The following is a 19151-nucleotide window of genomic DNA, read 5'->3' as shown; positions in this document are numbered from 1 at the left end:
TAGCCCACCTGCGGGCTGACGAACTTTCAGACAGCGAACAATAAACGTCACCTTGTATATTTTTTCCCAATTCCCTCTGAAATTTTGGTAAAACTAAGTCTTCAAAATCAAGAGGTATGTCATGTTCAAAAAGCTCTCTGTGACATTGATGGCGGCGGCAATGCTGGCGGCCTGTGCTCAGCAAAATACAGCGGAAGTTCTGGATGGCGATTCTTTATCCGGCGTGGTCGGTGGCGATAAGGTGGAGCTTGGCAGTGCCGTGATGACTTCCACGGTGGGCCTTTATGATGAGGCCACGGGATCTCTTTGCACGGGGACTTTGATTTCAAAAGAGCTGGTTCTTACGGCCGCCCACTGTGTGACTCCGGGCTCTATGGGGCTGATGGTGTTCTTCACCAACGACATCAAAAACATGAATGCCTACAACTCCCAATACGCGATCAAAGCTTTGCGACATGAAGACTATGATCGCAATCGCAAGACGGACACAGCAGACATTGCCTTGGTGCGTATTCGTGGGACTTATCTGCCTGCGGGGTATCAGCCAGCCAAGATTTTGGAAGACTTTGGCAGCCTTAAAGACGGCGGCGAGGTCGTGGTTGCGGGCTATGGTTTAAACTGGGCTTTGGCTGTTAAAAAAGGTGCCGGTGTTCTTCGCACAACAAAACTAAAATTAGGTCAGGCTCGTTATGCCAAGTCTGAGTTGATGCTGAACCAGTCCCTGAAAAAGGGCGTGTGCAGTGGGGACTCGGGCGGACCTGCGTATGTTGAAAAGAATGGTCAGTTGTATCTTGCCGGGGTCGCCAGTCGCGGGGATGCTGCCGTCATGCTTATCAGTCCGAAGTGTGACAAGTTCTCGATCTATTCCCGCGTGGACGCCTACATGCCCTGGATCAAGGACACCTCCAAGATCCTGATGTCTATTCGTTAAAACTACTTCGGGGCGCCAGCTTCAATCCAGCGTTTCATGTAATCCAGTTCTTCCGCAGTCAAAGGTGGAAGAATTGTCTTGCCTCTTTGCGGAGGCATAAAGCGTTTGTTCATACCTGGGACGGTCACTTGATAAAGGATGCTGTCTTCGGCTGTTTCCGCCAAAAGGTTGCGGTCATGCAGATTTTCGACTTCATCTAAAACTGTGCGTTTGGCAGTTTCGGCAGTATGGCAGACCATGCACTTTGGTTGCAGAATCTCTTTTTTCAGATTGGTGTAACTCAGCTCAAGCTTCTTGAGGTCTGTTTTGACTTTTTCTTTCGGAGCCTCCGCACCAGCGCAGGCCGACAGATCACCCACCTTTTGTGTGGAAACGCGGTTGTGCAGTTGATCCTCCAGCCAGGTTTCCAGAATCTGCTTTTCACACGAGCTCAGAGGGCTGTATCCGCCAGAGCGTGGTGGCATTGCGCCAGATTGGATCACATCCAGAATTTCAGCCTTTTGCGCAAGAACCTGAGTCGCCGTGCCCATAGCTCTAGCGCCAGAGGCATGACACTCCAGACACGTGCGTAGGGATGTCTGTTTTACGATCTCAAAGGACAGCTCTTTGTTTTGGAAAGCCTTGGCAAAGCTCAGCTCTGTGCCACTGTTCTTGAACAGGCCCAGCTCTTCCATAGGATAGCTACAGCCCGCCAAAGAAAGTCCCACAACCAATACTGACAAAAGGTTCTTTTTCATAATGGGCGATGTTTTATCAAAAAATCGAAGGCAGGGGGAAGCGATTTAGTGGCGAAGTATAAAATACAGGAATGTCCAGGGGATGGTCAGAAGCCCTAGCGAAGTAAAGGGCCTATTTGCCCTTTACTTTCAGAGGTTGGAAGCCTGCTGCGTTTTCAGAGGAAGCGGGTTTGCGGCTGGTCTTGGATGAATTCAGGCAAGCCTGTCTTTGAGAGTCGCTCATGTCTTGCTCTTCTCCGCACTTTTCCAAGGCCTGTGGCACAAAGCTTTGTCCCTGGATGCTGTCCCAGCACGCCCAGAAGGCCTTGTCATCCTGTTGCAGGTTGCACACCGTGGTGGCATACCAATCGGCATTTTCTTTTTCTGTCTTTTGTTGGCAAGTGGCGATGTCTTTTTCGCCGGTAAAGCGATCGCAAAGTCCCGCAGGGTTGGTGGGTTCCAGGGCAAGGGCAATCAGGGGAATGCTGGCAATCAGGAACACGGAATTCACAAGAAGCTTCATCTAGGCGACCTTTATTTTGAAAAGTACTGAATACATGGCTTTAAGCATGTCGGGATCATAGCGGCCCGCCAGCTTTTCTTTCATCATCGTCACGGCATCCACCGGAGTCATCGGCACGTTGTAAGATCTTTGTGTGGTCATCGCATCATAGGTGTCTGTGATGGCCACGATACGCGCAAACGGGTGGATTTCTTCGGCGACCAACTGTTGCGGATAACCGTTACCTGCCCAGGATTCATGGTGCTCAAAGCAAGCGGCTTTAATCTCATCACTGATGTTGGGATGATTATTCAGGATGACCAGGCCATACTGTGGATGCATTTTCATCTGCTCCCACTCGGCATCACTGAGACCGCCTTTTTTGCACAGAATATCCAGGCTGACATTGCGTTTTCCGATATCGTGGAAAAGAGCCCCGACACCCAGTTCTTCCAGGGTTTTTGCGTCGTACCCCAGAGCTTTTCCCAAGCCCAGGGAATAGATGCTGACATCCAAAGAATGATTGTAAGTATAGAAGTCATGTCCGGATAAAGAGATCATAAAGCCCATGGCTTCCGGCGCATTTTCCATCAATTCAATAAAGTCGGTGATGATCGGACGGGATTCATCCAAGGCACGATTGACATCCGGATTTTCAAAAAGGTCTTCCATCAAAGCCACAGAAGATTCACGCAGGATTTTGGCTTTGTCGAATGGGTTCAGAAGATCGGAATTCATTTCCTCTTTCACCCAGTCACGATAGATCTGCTTGTCTTCCAGGCGCACAAAAAACGAATCCCCCGTATCACGGTTGTGCAGAGTTTTGATTTTGCCAGAGCCCAGTCTGTCTCCAGCCCGGAGGTACAGGATATGTTTGCCATCCACATAGATGAAAATATCAAAAGAAGTGACTTTATCAGGGCGTATCGTGCTTAGACGGATGCGAAAGTAAGTCGTTGAATCCATAGAAAAATTCTGCCACGGAACGAGGGGTGATGGAACTAAATCCGCAATAAACAACAGCCATGGTCTTTGGTCCGGAATAAGGGTGATTGAGACTCTCTCACAACGTGCCAATCGGAGACCGAAAACGACCGTTTTCATATCCATGGCATTCATTGACTTGTCATAGGAATCAGAAATAATCGGAAGCCATGGCACTGCGATTAACGACAGAGATTCAATATTTAAAAGGAGTGGGTCCCAAACTGGGGGACCTGTTTTCTCGTAAGGGGCTAAAAACCCTGGCGGATCTTTTTGAGTTTTATCCTCGTGCATACGAAGATCAACGTGCTGCTCGTAATATCGCCAGCCTTCGTCCGGATGACATTGTCAGTATCAAAGCCACTGTTGTGGCGGTTCATAGCATTAATATGGGCCGCTCTGCTCGCAAAATGTATGATGTGGTTCTGCGGGATGCCTCTGGACAAATTCACTGCAAATACTTCCGTGTTCCCTACAAAGGTTACTTTGAACGCTTTAAGCCTTTTACTGAGGTTCGTGTTGTTGGCAAAGTAACTGAATACCGGGGGCGTATCGAGTTCCATCATCCCGATATTAAAGACGTTGAGCCGGACGAGGAAACCCAGGACGCTTTGATTCCGCTTTACACTGAGATCGAAGGTCTTGCGACGGCGAAGATCATGAAGCTGGTGCGTTCGGCGTTTGCACAGATTGAGGAATGGCCGGAAGAAGCTTTACCCAAGTGGATGCGTGAAAAGTACAATCTGATTCCCCGCAAGGATGCTCTGAAGGATATTCACTTCCCAAATCCGAATAATGCCAAAGAGTACGCTGAATTTAAGACGGCGGCACAAAAAAGAATCATCTTTGATGAGTTCTTCTGGCTGGAGCTTTATCTGGCTTCAAAAAAAGCAGGTTTTCAAAAAGAGGGCGCACCGCAAATCAAAAACAGCGGGGAAAAGCTAAAGACGCTGGCACAGGCTTTGCCATTTGAAATGACCGGAGCGCAAAAACGTGTCTTTACCGAAATCAAAAAAGATCTGGAGCGCGGCCATCCCATGCACCGAATGGTTCAAGGGGATGTGGGAAGCGGGAAAACTTTGGTCAGCTTCATGGCGGCACTGTACGTTGCGGAAAGCGGTTATCAGTCCTGCTTGATGGCGCCGACAGAAATTCTGGCCGAGCAGCATTTTAAGAACGCAAAAAAGGTCCTTGAACCTTTGGGAATTCGTCTGGGGATGTTGGTTGGTAAGACGAAAGCTTCTGAAAAGAAGCAGCTTTTAGCGGCTCTGCACGCAGGTGAGATTGACCTGGTTATTGGCACTCATGCCTTGATCGAGGATGACGTGCAGTTTAGCAATTTGGGTTTGGTTATCATCGACGAGCAGCATCGCTTCGGGGTTGAACAGCGCGGAGTCTTAAAGAACAAAGGCAACTCTCCACATTTCCTGGTAATGACAGCAACACCGATTCCAAGAACTTTGGCGATGACGGTGTATGGTGATTTGGATGTTTCTATCATCGACGAGATGCCGGCCGGCCGCAGTCCGATTCAAACTCGTGCGACTTTTGAAAGCAAGCGTCCGCAGGCGCTGCAGTTCATGCTGGAACAACTGCAAAAAGGCAGACAGGCCTATATCGTTTATCCTCTGGTGGAGGAAAGTGAAAAGATCGATCTTAAGGATGCCGTGTCGGAGTATGAAAAGCTCAAAACATTGTATCCGCAGGTGAAGTTTGGGTTGTTGCATGGAAAAATGAAGCCGGACGAAAAGGATCAGGTCATGGACCAGTTCCGTCGTCAGGAAATTCAGGTTTTGGTATCCACGACGGTGATCGAAGTCGGCGTGGATGTGCCGAATGCCAATATCATGATCATTGAACATGCGGAGCGCTTTGGTCTGTCTCAGCTTCACCAATTACGAGGACGTGTTGGACGGGGTGAACATAAAAGTTTCTGTATTCTGATCATGGGTTATGCCGTTTCAGAAGAGGGCAAGCAGCGCACCGAGATGATGGAGAAAACTTCCGACGGTTTCAAAATTGCCGAATTCGATCTTGAAATGCGCGGCCCCGGCGAATTCATGGGTACCAAACAATCCGGCCTTTCTGGATTTAAATTGGCCAATCTGGTGCGTGATATGGCTATCTTGCAGGAGGCCCGCGAAGCTGCCTTCGAGGTTTTAAGGAAGGATCCAAAATTATCCTATCTCGAGAATCAGGGCTTGAAAGAAGAGCTTCTGCGCGAGCATGGCCCGGCAGCATTGGCGGGAATCGCTTAATTGTCTCACTCTAAGACTGAATTGCGAGTATTTACTGTTTTGATCTCTTAAAAAGACCGAGCGAAACACCGATAAGTGAGGCATGGCTCTGGTAATTTCTAGAACGTTTCGCATTTTGATTCTGGCTATGGTGGTCTTGTTTTCAGTAGGATGCTCTTTGGACGCATCACTGGTTCAAGAGTCCGCTTCTCAGTTTTTGGACGGTGTGAACCCCGATCATGGGGACGCTGTGCCTGGGGCTCCTATCGTCACCTTTACTTCGCCTTCGCGGCTCAGCTTGAATTATGACAATTACGTTTGGTTCGAGTTGCAGTTTGAAAATGCAGATATCATTGAGATTGACCAGTCCGACATTGTTGTAAGCGGAAGCTCTGCGACTTGCGAGGTCTATTTTGATGATTCGGAGGGGGATTATTACGTCGAGCTGTATAACTGCACGGGCGATGGGGCATTGAGTGTTGGCATCGCCCCCGGGGTTGCAAGAAGCAATGACGGAAAATCGAGTGTTCAAACGGCTTCACCTTTTTTGATTGCCGTGGATAATATTGCTCCTGCTCTTGAAATCACTGCTCCAGCCGCCGGAAGCACGGTTGCAAATAATAGCAGCTTTGTTGTCAGTGGCATTTGTGATGGCACTGGGACGGATATTCAGTTTAACCATCCAGTGAATAGTGCCACTCAGTGCAGCGCTGGGGTCTGGAGTGCCGACCTTGATTTGTCAGGCGCTGGGTCGGGAAATATTAACGTTGAGGTTACTTACGAAGATGCCGCGGGAAATAGCAGCGCGGACGCGCGCTCCGTTGTCGTTCCGGTGAAGGTTTATAAAGTCGCTGATATTTTCAACACGAGACGAACTTCAGGAGTTTTACTTGGGGATGGCTCTTTTGTTCCTTGGGGGTATAGCACTGCTGTAACGAATATGGATTCGGCGACGCAGAATGCGGTGAAATCAGGCATTAGTACGGTTCTTGGGGCCGCTTATGAGGATGCATTCACTGTGCTGAAGACAAATGGAACTCTGGTGAACTGGGGAAGTTCAAGAGCGGTTTCAAGTGTCACCTCGGCTCAGCATATTGTCTCTATGGTATCCAACGATGAGGCTTTCTCTGGTCTTAAAAGCGATGGGACCGTGTTTGGCTGGGGATACGTGTGGTCGGGAGGAAATCCTCCGGCTTCAGCAACCGCAGCGAACAGTGGAGTCTATAAACTTATGGCGGCAAGGGAGAGTGTTCTGGCCCTGAGGGCCAATGGAACTGCTGTGGTTTGGGGAGGATACTCTAGTGAGGGTTCCGCCCCAGGTGCTGTTACGACTCCGGGCTCTGGAGTTATTGCGGCGGCGGGGATGAGAAACTCCTGGTCGGCGATGCGTGTAGATGGCTCTATCTATCACTGGGGTTCGGCTAGTTATGGTGGTAGTGCAGTGGCTCCGCCGGGAGTGATTGAGTTGCTTTGTGCTAACAATGGAGGGGCCTTTGCCGGACGTAAAGCAGACGGTTCGGTGATTTCCTGGGGTATGGCCACTGCCGGAGGTGATCCGTCAGCGTTCCTTGCTCAACTAGCAAAAAATCGCAAAATTGCTTGTACGGGAAGTATTTTTGTAACGTTAAGTTCTAGCGGGGCTGTTTTTGTCTGGGGCGGATATACTCCATTTTCAGCAGCACCACCGGAATTGGCTTCAGGCGTTTCTGACATTGAAGTGGTGCGAGGTGGGGTCGTTGCTTATAAAACCAACGGAGCTATCTACACCATCAATGGCTCGGGGGTGGTGACAGAGCGCACGGCGGCTGATGGTATTGCATTTAATGCCACGACCAGCGGCGGCTATGCCGTTCTCAAGTCCGATGGTTCAGTGGTGGCGTCTGGCTCAGCTTCTTATGGAGGAGATGCATCGACTGTGATATCCTCCCTTGGGTCCGGAGTCGTAAAGCTAACCTCTAACTACGGGACTTTTAATGTTTTAAAAGACGACGGAACTCTAGTGTCCTGGGGATTGGATGCCGATACCAGCACGATATCTTCTTCACTCAATGGTCCTTATAAGTCGACGAAAAAAGTTATTGCCTCTAAAAAAGCCTTTGCTGCTTTAAGAACTGATGGCTCGGTGGTGAGTTGGGGAGGCGATATCGCCAACTTCTCAAGTGCTTCGGTCGCAGCAGGGGTGAAAGATCTTTTCTCGACAGAGCGAGCTTTTGCGGCTCTTAAATCCAATGGCTCTGTTGTTTCATGGGGAGCCAGTGATTATGGTGGGGATGTGGGGGCGGCAAGTGCATTGCTGGCTTCAGGAGTTAAGACCATCTATTCGAATAGTCGAAGTTTTGCGGCCTTAAAAGCGAATGGTACTGTTGTGACCTGGGGGCATTCATCCTCAGGGGGCGACAGTTTATCGGTCGCAGCTCAGTTAACAGGTGTTGTGCGGATTTATTCCACTGATACGGCCTTTGCTGCATTAAAAGATAACGGAAGTGTTGTTACTTGGGGTGATGCGGGTGCGGGTGGGGATGGTGCCGCAGTTCTTGGGGCGTTGTCGTCAAAAACGGTCCAAATTTATTCCAACAAAAGAGCATTCGCAGCTTTGCAGGATGACGGCAGTCTTGTCACGTGGGGTGATGCTTCTGCTGGCGGGAATTCTTCTTCTGTCTTCGCATCATTGGCCAGTGGCATCGTCAGTGTGATTCCATCAGACAGAGCTTTTGCCGTCGTGAAGCCTCTGGGGGCTGTTGTTTCGTGGGGGGATTCTCTTTTTGGTGGGGATAGTTCTTCAGTGGCTGCCTCCTTAGCGTCGAATGTTTTAAGGGTGACCTCAACTGGGAAAGGCTTCTTTGCCAACAAGGCCGACGGCAGTGTGGTGAGCTGGGGTGAAAACGCCACGGGTGCTGGCAGCGCGACTCTTAATACGAGTTTTTCAAATCGCTTCATACGTGCCTTTACAAACGTGGCCGCCACAGCATTCCTGCTGGATAATGGCTCGATACAGACGGCAGGCGACAATGCTGCTGGAGCTGACGTATCATCCGTCAGCTCTTCGTTGAGCTATGTCAAAGAGGTCGTATCTTCGGCGCGCGCTTTTGCTGCATTGAAATCAAATGGTGCCGTGATCACTTGGGGCGACAGTGCCTACGGGGGCAGCTCCGGAGCAAATGCTTCTAAAGTGGCCTCGGGGGTGAAGGCTGTCTATGCCACTGAAGGAGCCTTTGCCGCTCTTAAGGACAATGGCACAGTTGTTACTTGGGGAGATGCTGGTTTGGGTGGGAACTCCACGGGAGTGTTATTCGCAGATTAGGTGTCTCATTCTGAGATATTAGATTACGAGTATTTACTGTTTTGGCCTCTTAAATAGGCACTCAAAAACACCGATAAATTAGAATATGCTTCGTCAATATTCTAGTACGTCTCGGATTTTGTTAGCGTTTGGTACTCTACTCTGTCTTGGCTGCTCTTTGGATGCGTCTTTGATTAAAGATCAGTTATCCACGGGCGTGGGTGGTGAAGATGGGCGGATTGCCGTCTCTTTAACTATAGATGTGGGATCTTCCAAAGCCATTGAGCCTGTAGGTGGAACTCCGCCATATATTTATAGTGCTTCGACATCAGGATATCTTGATACAACAACGGGTCTTTATACGGTTCCCCCAAATGCGCAGGTGACTGCCGAGGTTCTGGAAATCACAGACAGTGTTGGGAAGAAGTTCGCAGTGACAGTTCATCGCAAAGGCTTTCGCGAGTTTCGCCGAGTCGAAATGCCTCAGTCGGCGCAAGATCAAAACTATATTACAGATGCAGTTTGGTTGGGGTCTGGTGCGGTGCTGGCAACCGCTACCGCCAGTGATAATTCCGGAGAACGCTGGGCTACCTTTCGCAGTACGGATGATGGCGTAAGCTGGAGCCGGGTCGATCAATTTATGGGTATTCACTATTATGGAGAGTCTCATCCTTTAGCAATTGCGGCTAAAGGAAATACGGTTTTTACCTGTGGCTATGGGTACTCTTACGACAGCACAGCTCAAGACCCTAATTCGGTTTGGTTCATTCGAAAATCTACAAACGGAGGTTCCACCTGGGTCACTTCGGATTCCTGGTGGAAACAGCCGGAGAGGACCATGTTTGTTATGATGTCGCGGTCTCGCCTGTAACTGGATTTATTTATGCCGTCGGTTATGCAGGTGCTTTCGCGAACCGGGGCTGGGTCATTCGCGAAAGTAAGGATGATGGACTCACGTGGCAGACAATATACCAGAACGCTCCAGTGGCGGGAGGTAACGAGATTGTAGCCTATCAGGTGGGGGGCTCTCCGTCGGGAAGTCTGTTTGTCATGGGACGGTCTGGGGCTGCGAACAGAATGTACTTCTTGAAGGGAACTTTTAATGCAGGAGCCTGGGGTTGGACCCCGGCAACAACACTTCCCGCAGTGACGAATTATGGTGATTATGAATTGCGGGGGAATCTGCGGGTTGTTGATGACAATACGGCATACTATTCCTGTGAGGCCAGTGGCGGGAAGATTTATAAAACTACGGACGGTGGTGTGACCTGGGCGCAGGCGTATTCGGGGCTGAGTCATTTGCAGGGGCTGGTCGTGACATCATCCGGAGCACTTATCGCCGCGGGAGGTAGTCGCAGCTCAACTCCCAACGATTGGAAAGTGGTTACCTCTGCGGATGGTGTGACATGGACCCCTGTGGACCTGGATGCCTTGCTCGGGAATAGCAAGGACCCCTATGGGTTGACTGTGGTGGCCCATCCTTCCAACAACAAAGTCTTGGCTTTCTCATACAACGACAAAGGATATCAGTCATCGGTGGCTTACTCTGCCGATGCCGGTGCGACCTGGAGCCTTGTGGGCGAGGTTCGGTTTCAATGGGCGTTTTGGAGTACCATGGAAAAAGTCATTCGTACTTCACCCACAGAATTGTTTGCCATCATTGATACCGGAGATATGGACGGCAAATGGCCTTGGCTGATTTCCAAAAGCTCTGACAATGGCGTCACCTGGCAGGATTCAGACCGATTTGTATCCAGTGGCTATCAAAACGTGGATGACCTGATTCAGGGGCATGATGGAGCCCTCTATGCTGCGGGCGAACGGGATGGCAATAGAATCGTGCGACGTTCTGTCGATGGCATTTCCTGGGCGGACGTTTACTCTGCTGCCAATGGTGGTGGATGGGTGAATTTAGCGACCAATAAAACCTCCGAAACCTATATGACTTCGGATGATGGCTCCAATGTGTTTTTCAGAAAGACCTCAGATGGGGCTTCGTGGAATCTGTTAAAGACCTTTGCGTTGCCGGGTGGGGTGACGGAGATTCGGGCAAAACAACTGTCTGTCGACAGTGTGGGAAATATCTATATCCTGATGATGGAGCGGGTGGGCTCGAACGGAGCTCTGGTCGTCTATCGTTCTTCGGACGGAGGGGCGACTTGGTCCGAGGTTTTGCGTGGGCCTGGGAATATAAATTATTGGTCTTTAAAATTTACTTTCAGAATAAATCCGTCAGGAGATATTTGGATTTATGACGGGGCGGGCTTCTTCAGTTCATCGGATCATGGACTGACGTGGAGTTCTGTCGGCTCTGCTCCTGCCGGTGCGTTTGATGTGAGTTGGGTGGGCGGGCAAGCTTATTTCATGATTTCGGACCCTGCCCATGACTATGCGGTGGTGACGGCCGGTGCGAATCCAGGAGACTGGGTGGTCATTGAAAGTCTGAAGCAGCGAGTGCAGGCCGGAGATGCCGGTGGTGAGTATGAAACCGAATTGGTGGAAGAAAAATTTATTACCCTGGGGAGTTCAGAGGTTTTGCTGAACTACACCTATAATGATGCGTACCTTGGAGCGCGAACAGTCCTAAGGGTGATCGATACGAAGTGATTTAACTGTTGCATCTGCGATTTTTGTTTGTCATGCTTTTTACAGACCACAAGGATGTGATCTTATGAAGATTTTCAGCTTAGTTACGGCAACATTTTTCTTTTCATTGAACTCTTGGGCGGCAGCACCGGCATACAAGGTGAATATGCGCGTCGGTTTGAAGGGTTCGGCTCCTATTTCTGTTAATACGGTTGCAAAATCCGGCAAAAAAAGTTTCGTTAGCGAGATTTCTGATGACGGACAGAATGAAACTCTGGTTGAAGTTTTCGCCCGTAAATCCCAAGTGAACAAAAAAGACGGATTGTACCTGGATGTGACTGTGACCAAGCGTGTGCGTGGTCAGCAGAAACTGACGGAACGAGCTCAGGTGTTTGCTCCTGAAAATCAGGAAATGGAATTTGGCATGAATTCCAAAGGGCGCACTGCTGGAAATCTGTCGTTAGCAGTGATGGCTCACCAACTTTAATCACCCGCCGCATCAATATACTAAGTACCCCTTGCGACTGGACTTCGGTCGTGATCTGATTTTGAGTTCAGAGGGGGTATTATGAAACATCTTGTGAAGGGTCTTGCAGTTTCGACTGTGGTTCTTTCTGTCAGCGCAGCGCAAGCGGGCACGGTTTTGAAACTCAATTCCGGGGCTGTTGATACAAATAAACTTTCTAGCAGTTATGCTGCCACTTGGGCGATGGAAGTCCGTGCGACTGAGTACATCGTGCAGTTTAAAAAAGCTGTCACTGAAAAAGACAAGTCAGCCTTGAAAGCTCAGTTCGAGATCTTCGGTTACCTTCCGGACGATGCTTTGGTGGTTCGTGGTGCTTATTCTGATTTGATGAAATTCAAAAACTCCCACGCTGGTGTTCAGGCGGTGGTGAAGTACGCTAATACATATAAAGTCAGCAAAGACTTCGCTCCGGCCAGTGTCTTTAATAAAGACGCTATGGTGGCCGTGTTGGTGAACACGTTCAAAGCCAATGAAGTGGAAGTTGTCGCATCCAAAATTGAAAAAATGGATGTTAAAGTATCTATTCAAGTTGTTGATGGAAAGCATATCACTGCTTTGATTCCTCGCGGACTTGTTCCGGCAGTGGCGACTTTGACCGGTGTTGAGCACGTGCAGCCGGCTCCAGTGATTGAATCCTTCCACTTTGCGATGGATCAGGATCTGGCTGATGACGTTTCTGTCGCAGCGGCGGGTGATTATACAGATCTAAAAGGTGATGAGTCTGGTACGCGTTTGATGAATTTCGATACGGCATGGGCGATGGGCTACACAGGTCGTGGTCAGACTGTTTCCATGGCGGATACAGGTTTGGATTCTGGCAACGTAGGCGCGATCCATCAGGATTTCGCAGGTGGTGTGATCTCTGGTTACCCATTTGGTTTGTGGTCTAAATCCTGGTCTGATCCGATGGGTCACGGAACTCACGTTGCCGGATCAGTGATGGGCCGCGGAACAGCTTCCAAAGGTCTGCTGAAAGGTGGAGCTTACGAGGCTAACATGGTGGCTGAGGGCATGTGGTCTCCGATGATGAAGAACTTGAGTGTTCCATCCAAACTGGGTGATTTGTTTGAAAAAGCATTCGCCGATGGCGCTCGTATCCACACGAACTCTTGGGGTGGCGCGCGTACTTTCGGTGCTTATGACAACTTCGCGATTCAGGTGGATGAATGGTCTTACGCAAATCCAGACATGTTGATCTTGTTCGCGGCTGGTAACAGCGGTGCGGATAAGAACAAAGACGGTCGCATTGATGCGAACTCCATGGCTTCTCCAGGCACAGCGAAGAACGTCCTGACTGTGGGCGCTTCTGAAAATGTCACGGCTTCCGGTGGTATCCAAGTTCCTATTAAGCAACTTCGTGCAGCCAAAGATGAATGGCCAGCAGAGCCGATCTACAGCTCTTATATTTCTGATAAGGGTGATGGTATTGCGATGTTCTCTTCTCGTGGGCCGACTCAAGATGGTCGTACGAAGCCAGACATCGTGGCTCCGGGCACAAATATCTTGAGCGTATTCTCTCAGGAAAAAGACGCTTCTCCATTGTGGGGTGCTTACAACAAAGACTATGTCTGGTCCGGTGGTACTTCTATGGCGACACCTTTGACGGCAGGGGCTGCGGCGATTGCGCGTCAGGTGCTTGTTGAAAAAATCGGCATTGCGACTCCATCTGCGGCGTTGATGAAAGCGACTATGCTTCACACGGCGGTGGACATGTTCCCAGGCCAGTACGGTGAAGTGGGTGCATCTCGTGGGCAGGAGATTTTGACTCGTCGTCCAAACTCTGATGAAGGGTATGGTCGTGTGGATGTTTCCAATATCGCAAACTTGGGTGCAGGTACGGTCTTCATCGACAACCGCCAAGGTGTTGCTCAAGGTGCTGAGGTGACTTACGAATTCACATTGGCGAACCCAGGTAGCCTTTATGCAAACCTTGTGTGGACGGATGCTCCGGGCTCTGCGAATGCGGCTCAGGCGTTGGTGAACGACTTGGATCTGGTTCTGACTTTGCCAAATGGTCAAACTCTGAGCATGAACGATCACATCAACAATCTTGAGATGATCGAAAAATCTGGCTTGGCAGCGGGTGCCTACAAGCTGACAGTTAAGGGCAATAAGGTTCCTCAGGGCAAAAATGGTGCTCAAGCTTATGCTCTAGTGTATACGGCAAAGTAGTCGAATATAGCTTCATAACTATATGAAAATACTGATAAAAGGCTCGGTTGCAGCCGGGCCTTTTGTCGTTTGGCAGAAGTGTATAAAGTTTGATAAACACTCTGAAATTCTTTCCAATGCACCGCTCTCGTTTGATAACTCGTGTCAAATTTGATAGAACTGTCGAGGTTGTAAGTCTGTCCAAAGGTCTAGGCCGATGGATGTGTCCCTTTTATCCTTGGGGAGGTTCGTGAATGCAGACGTTTGATGTCGGCGATAATGCAGTTTATCCAGGCTATGGCGTTGTTAAAGTGGTTTCTATTGAAACCAAGGAAATGCTGGGAGCTAAAACCACGTTCTACAACATGCAGTTGGTAGATACAGGTTTGAAGATCATGATCCCAACGACGAATGTGAAGTCCGCGGGTCTTCGTCCGATCATTTCCAAATCAGAAGCTTCCAGAGTTGTTGGAATCCTTAAAGAAAAAGACATCAAGATCGACAATCAGACCTGGAACCGCCGTTACCGCGAGTACATGGAAAAGATCAAAACAGGTTCCGTGTTTGAGATTGCTGAAGTTTTACGCGATTTGTTCCTTCTAAAAGCGGACAAAGAGCTTTCCTTCGGTGAGCGCAAAATGTTGGACTCTGCGCGTACACTTCTTCTAAAAGAACTCACTTTGGCGACCAGCCAAGAAGAGCTTTTCAAAGAGGAAGAAGTTAAGGCCATCTTCGGTATTACTGGCTAGACGATTTCCAAAAAACATAATAAATTCAGGGCTTGGTTTAACGACCAGGCCCTTTTTGTTTTTTAAGGCCTTTCCCAGCTTTGGAGTTTCTTATGTCCTCAAAAATCTCTTCGCATCCTCGTGTTCGTTTTGCTCCATCCCCAACGGGTTATTTGCACGTGGGTGGTGCGCGTACCGCTCTTTACAACTACCTTTATGCTAAGAAAAACGGCGGTGAATTCATTCTGCGTATCGAAGACACGGATGAGGCCCGTTCCACTCAAGAATCTTTGCGTGGTGTCGTGGACGACCTGGTTTGGTTGGGTTTGATGTGGGATGAGGGCGTTGATCCGGTGACGTTGAAAGATGTCGGCCCAAATGGTCCTTATCGTCAAAGTGAACGTTTGGGTATCTACAAAGAGATTGCCGACAAACTTTTGAAAGACGGCAAGGCCTACTACTGCTTCATGACCGAAGCAGAAATTGAAAAACAAAAAGAAGAAGCCAAAGCCAACGGTAGCTTTGCACATTTGCAGTCCCCGTATCAGGACTGGCCTTTGGAAAAAGCGCTGGAAAGACTGAAAACTGGCGACAAAGCAGTGGTTCGTTATAAAACCAAAGGTCTTGAAAAAGACTATATCTTCACTGACTTGGTTCGTGGCGAAGTGAAGTTCCCATCCGACATGGTAGGGGACTTTGTTTTGCTTCGTTCTGACGGCATGCCTGTTTACAACTTCTGCTGTGTGGTGGATGACCACTTGATGAAGATCACGCATGTCTTCCGTGCGGAAGAACATCTGCCGAACACTTTGCGCCAATTGATGATCTATGAGGCTATGAATTGGGCCGTTCCAGAGTTTGGTCATATGGCTTTGATTCTGGATGAAGACCGCCAAAAGCTTTCCAAACGTAAAGGTGCTGTGGCTTGTGGTCAGTTGAAAGACGAAGGTTATCTGGCAAGTGCGGTATTGAATTTCATCGCCTTGTTGGGTTGGTCAGATCCTCAGGGGCGCGAGCTTTTGTCCGTGGAAGACATGAAGCAGGTCTTTGATATCTCCCGTTTGAATCCATCTGGTGCGATCTTTGATCGTGTGAAATTCAAATGGATGCACACGATGCACTTGCGTGCGCTTCCGAATGCAGATCTTTGGAAAGCAATTCAGCCATTCCTGGCGCGCGAGCACATGGAGCTTCCACAGGATCCGGCATGGCAAGGCAAGTCCTTGGATTTGTTCAAGCCCTACATGGAAACTTTGGCTGATGCGATTGAACTGTATCGCCCGCTCAACGACAAGGCTTACGTCATCCTTCCCGAGGCCGAAGAGACCTTGAAGTGGGAACCTACGAAAGCGGTTTTAGCTTCCTGGAAAAATCTGGTTCAGGCTCATCCTTCCGACTATATGACGGAAGAAGAATTCCTGAAGTTGCAGGACGAAGTGAAAAACCAGACCGGCGCCAAAGGTAAACACCTGTTCATGCCAATTCGTGTGGCCGTGATCGGGAAGCCTCATGGTGCAGAGCTAAAAACTCTGGTTCCTTTGATGAAAAAATCATCGTTGGTGTCTCGCGCAGAGCAAGCACTGGCAAAAGCATAGGTGAACTGAAATGTCTTTGAAGATCCACAACTCACAAAGTAAACAGCTTGAAGAATTCGTACCGCTGACCGCAGGTCAGGTGAAAATGTATGTGTGTGGTCCGACGGTTTATAACTTCCTTCACGTCGGAAACTTCCGCGGGCCGGTGGTCTTCAATATGGTTCGTAACTGGTTGGAGCATTTAGGTTACAAGGTGACCTATGCGCTGAACTTCACGGACGTGGATGATAAGATCATCAACCGCGCCCATGAGTTAGGAATGACTCCGACCGAGCTGTCGGAAAAATACATTGCCGAATACAAAAAAGATTTTTCGATGCTGGGGCTCCGTCCCCACGATATGAACCCGAAGGTGACGGAACACATGGATGATATTCGCTCCATGGTGGAAAGTCTGGTGACTCAGAAGAAAGCTTATGAGGCGCAAGGGGACGTTCTTTATTCCATCGAATCCTTTAAGGACTATGGAAAACTGAGCGGTCGCAACACGGATGACCTAATGGCAGGTGCTCGGGTTGAAGTCGATGAAAAGAAAAGAAATCCCATGGACTTTGCCCTTTGGAAAGCCGCAAAGCCGGGTGAAGTGTCCTGGCCATCCCCATGGGGACCGGGGCGTCCGGGATGGCACATTGAGTGCTCGGCGATGATTAAAAATCTGTTCGGCGATCAGATCGACATTCACGGTGGGGGAATGGACTTGATCTTCCCGCACCATGAAAATGAAATTGCGCAAAGTGAAGGCTGCACTGGCAAGGCTTTCGTGAAATACTGGATGCACAATAACATGCTGAACTTCGGCGGGCAGAAAATGTCCAAGTCTTTGGGGAACATCGTGACCATGCGAGAATTCCTGGAGATGTACAATGCCGAGATCTACAAGTGGATGATCCTGTCTGCGCACTATCGCACCTTGAGTGACTTCGGTGATGAAGCTGTTGAACGTGCCGTAGGCGGTTTGTCTCGTGTGTATTCAGCGCTTTCCATGGCTGAATCTTATCTGACGGCAGAAGTGACTCAGGAAGATGCCGCGTTCGCCAAGATCACTCTGGATGCTTGGAAGAAGGTGGAAGAGTCTTTGAATCACGACTTTGGAACGCCGGACGCTTTTGCGGCGATGTTCGAAGTGGTTCGTCAGTTCAATGCCCAGGTTCGTCGCGGTATGAAAGCCAATCCGGCGATTCAGGGTAAGGCCTTGGCCTTCCGCAATTTCGTTCGTAAAATGGGGTCCACAATGAGTTTGTTCCAGGAACCAGCTCACGAATTCCTGATCAAACTGGATGATATGTTGCTGAAAAAAATGAATCTGGAAAGATCTGCTGTGGATGCCTTGGTGGCAGAGCGCGGGGAGGCTCGGGCGGCAAAAGACTTCGCGAAGTCCGATGAGCTTCGTGCGAAGATTACGGCGCTGGGGATTTCCGTCAGCGACACGCCGGAAGGCAGTTTCTGGGAAGTGACAAAATAGATTTCTAAAAAGCCCTCGCAAGAGGGCTTTTTCTTTTTGCTTGGCGTTAATAAGATGGTCCGGTGAAGTTAATTTTTCGCCCTTTATGCGAATGCCAAGGGGTGTTCTTTGGGTTTAAAAATCCTCAACGTTCGGGCATCAATACCCGGGTCTGAAAAAGTGATTTGCTGGAGAATCCGGGACTTCCTGCGAGTCGTCAGGGAGGACTCTTTCGCGTTAACGGGTGTGTTTGTATACCGGAATACTTGCGATCAAAAAAAAGCATGGCCAGAGATTCTTTAGCTGCTAAGTTTTCTTCGGGAGGCATGGATGAAACATACTGTAATTTCTGAAGATAATATTTCTACCGTCTTTAATGAAGAGCGAAGCGAGATCTCGGGTTATGAGTTTAATAAGATTAACTTTAGCGAATTGAATCTGAAAAGCTCCATTTTCATAGATTGTAAATTCGTGAGCTGCAATTTAGCCAATTCTTCACTGTTGAATGTTGTTTTCCGTGAAGTTGTTTTTGAAGACTGCAACTTGATGGGGACCAATTGGACCGAGGTTCGTAAGGGGGGCGACTATTCTTTTTTCGGCTGCAAGCTGGATTACGCCTGCTTTCAGTCTGTCGATCTTCGCGGATTGAAATTCGATCATAGCGTGATCCGCGAGGCTGATTTTTCTGGTGCGAATCTGGCCAAAGCAAGCTTTTCAGGGGCGACGTTGTCCGGGACATCTTTTGTAAATGCCAATCTTGAAAAAGCGGACTTTCGATCTGCACGGGGATATTTCATTGACCCCAAGTTTTCGAAAATCAAAGACGCAGCGTTTTCATTTCCGGAAGTTCTGGTGTTAGTCGAGGCCTTGGGTGCCAAAGTGGAGATGTAGTCCATCGCTCCGCGGGAGGTATTTAAAGTCCCGCAATGATAGAATCTAAATCTGGCTTGGAAATGGGAAGTTTCCCCGAGTCTCGGGTGCTTTTGCTGACGACGCCAAAGGGAATGTTACCCCACCAACGTTCGATCAGAGTTCCATCGGCCAGGGTCGTGCTTATCTTGCAAGTGTCATAGGTTCCAGCCGGAGCATTCAGTTTTTCCAAAAAGCCGCCATTTTTTACGCAATCCCCAATGATCTTCTTGTAGCTTTCTGGTGTGTACATGTCCGGGGTTTCAATGATGTGGCTGCTGTGATCGTCTCCGATAGAAGCATCCACGCGCACCTTCCATAGACTGTTTTTGTAGTCCCGGGAAAGAATTTCTTTGGTGATTTTTACGGCCAATGTATCGCCTTTTTGGGTCGTGATTTCGCCTGTCCAGGAAACCTTGTCGCCGACATTGGGGTATGCCCAGGTCTGCAGGGCAGAAAGGAAAGTTACGGCGGCAAAAAGAGTCTTTGCCAAAAACATAAGAGCCTCCTTTTGACCCATCTTGCATGGGACCCAAGGAAGCTCTAAGAAAATCGAGGTCGAGGT

The 19151-nt window shown here is 49.2% G+C and carries 15 protein-coding genes; 11 read left to right on the top strand and 4 right to left on the bottom strand.

What is annotated here, in order from left to right:
* Positions 1 to 121 precede the first annotated feature (121 nt).
* A complete protein-coding gene (locus ACES2G_RS10505; protein WP_374000118.1) occupies positions 122 to 931 on the top strand; it encodes a trypsin-like serine protease in 810 nt (269 codons plus the stop codon).
* A gap of 2 nt (positions 932 to 933) precedes the next feature.
* On the opposite strand, the gene ACES2G_RS10500 is transcribed toward ACES2G_RS10505, so the two are convergent.
* From ACES2G_RS10500 to ACES2G_RS10490, 3 genes are all read right to left on the bottom strand, one after another.
* The gene (locus tag ACES2G_RS10500; RefSeq protein WP_374000117.1) at positions 934 to 1668 is read right to left on the bottom strand and encodes a hypothetical protein; all 735 of its coding nucleotides are present in this window, start codon (positions 1666 to 1668) and stop codon (positions 934 to 936) included.
* 112 nt (positions 1669 to 1780) lie between these two features.
* Complete coding sequence (locus tag ACES2G_RS10495) at positions 1781 to 2170, bottom strand: hypothetical protein (protein WP_347357788.1); 390 nt, start codon at positions 2168 to 2170, stop codon at positions 1781 to 1783.
* Positions 2171 to 3115, bottom strand: coding sequence for an HD-GYP domain-containing protein (locus ACES2G_RS10490; protein WP_347357789.1), 945 nt, complete (start codon positions 3113 to 3115; stop codon positions 2171 to 2173).
* Positions 3116 to 3303: 188 nt separating this feature from the next.
* On the opposite strand from ACES2G_RS10490, the gene recG reads away from it, so the two are divergent.
* From recG to ACES2G_RS10440, 10 genes are all read left to right on the top strand, one after another.
* Complete coding sequence (gene recG / locus ACES2G_RS10485) at positions 3304 to 5391, top strand: ATP-dependent DNA helicase RecG (RefSeq protein WP_347357790.1); 2088 nt, start codon at positions 3304 to 3306, stop codon at positions 5389 to 5391.
* An 82-nt stretch (positions 5392 to 5473) separates the two neighbouring features.
* Positions 5474 to 8671, top strand: a complete 3198-nt coding sequence (locus ACES2G_RS10480) for a hypothetical protein (RefSeq protein WP_347357791.1) — start codon at positions 5474 to 5476, stop codon at positions 8669 to 8671.
* A 169-nt stretch (positions 8672 to 8840) separates the two neighbouring features.
* On the top strand, positions 8841 to 9521 hold the full coding sequence (locus ACES2G_RS10475; protein WP_374000116.1) for a hypothetical protein: 681 nt from the start codon (positions 8841 to 8843) through the stop codon (positions 9519 to 9521).
* Complete coding sequence (locus ACES2G_RS10470; protein ID WP_374000115.1) at positions 9467 to 11257, top strand: WD40/YVTN/BNR-like repeat-containing protein; 1791 nt, start codon at positions 9467 to 9469, stop codon at positions 11255 to 11257. The genes ACES2G_RS10475 and ACES2G_RS10470 overlap by 55 nt, the downstream gene beginning before the upstream one ends.
* Before the next feature lie 64 nt (positions 11258 to 11321).
* A complete protein-coding gene (locus tag ACES2G_RS10465; protein WP_347357794.1) occupies positions 11322 to 11723 on the top strand; it encodes a hypothetical protein in 402 nt (133 codons plus the stop codon).
* A gap of 81 nt (positions 11724 to 11804) precedes the next feature.
* The gene (locus tag ACES2G_RS10460) at positions 11805 to 13934 is read left to right on the top strand and encodes a S8 family serine peptidase (RefSeq protein ID WP_374000114.1); all 2130 of its coding nucleotides are present in this window, start codon (positions 11805 to 11807) and stop codon (positions 13932 to 13934) included.
* A 233-nt stretch (positions 13935 to 14167) separates the two neighbouring features.
* Positions 14168 to 14662 (top strand): CarD family transcriptional regulator, encoded by a 495-nt coding sequence (locus ACES2G_RS10455; RefSeq protein WP_374000113.1) that lies wholly within the window; start codon positions 14168 to 14170, stop codon positions 14660 to 14662.
* Between the two features lie 92 nt (positions 14663 to 14754).
* On the top strand, positions 14755 to 16236 hold the full coding sequence (gene gltX / locus ACES2G_RS10450; RefSeq protein WP_374000112.1) for a glutamate--tRNA ligase: 1482 nt from the start codon (positions 14755 to 14757) through the stop codon (positions 16234 to 16236).
* A gap of 10 nt (positions 16237 to 16246) precedes the next feature.
* Positions 16247 to 17698: a cysteine--tRNA ligase gene (cysS, locus tag ACES2G_RS10445; RefSeq protein WP_374000111.1), complete on the top strand. Its 1452-nt coding sequence runs from the start codon at positions 16247 to 16249 to the stop codon at positions 17696 to 17698.
* A 309-nt stretch (positions 17699 to 18007) separates the two neighbouring features.
* Complete coding sequence (locus tag ACES2G_RS10440; protein WP_347357799.1) at positions 18008 to 18568, top strand: pentapeptide repeat-containing protein; 561 nt, start codon at positions 18008 to 18010, stop codon at positions 18566 to 18568.
* Between the two features lie 22 nt (positions 18569 to 18590).
* On the opposite strand, the gene ACES2G_RS10435 is transcribed toward ACES2G_RS10440, so the two are convergent.
* Positions 18591 to 19085, bottom strand: coding sequence for a hypothetical protein (locus ACES2G_RS10435; protein ID WP_347357800.1), 495 nt, complete (start codon positions 19083 to 19085; stop codon positions 18591 to 18593).
* Positions 19086 to 19151 lie beyond the last annotated feature (66 nt).

Source organism: Bdellovibrio bacteriovorus (genome assembly GCF_041888015.1).
Classification (GTDB): Bacteria; Bdellovibrionota; Bdellovibrionia; order Bdellovibrionales; family Bdellovibrionaceae; genus Bdellovibrio.
This window is presented reverse-complemented; position numbering and strand designations above follow the sequence as displayed.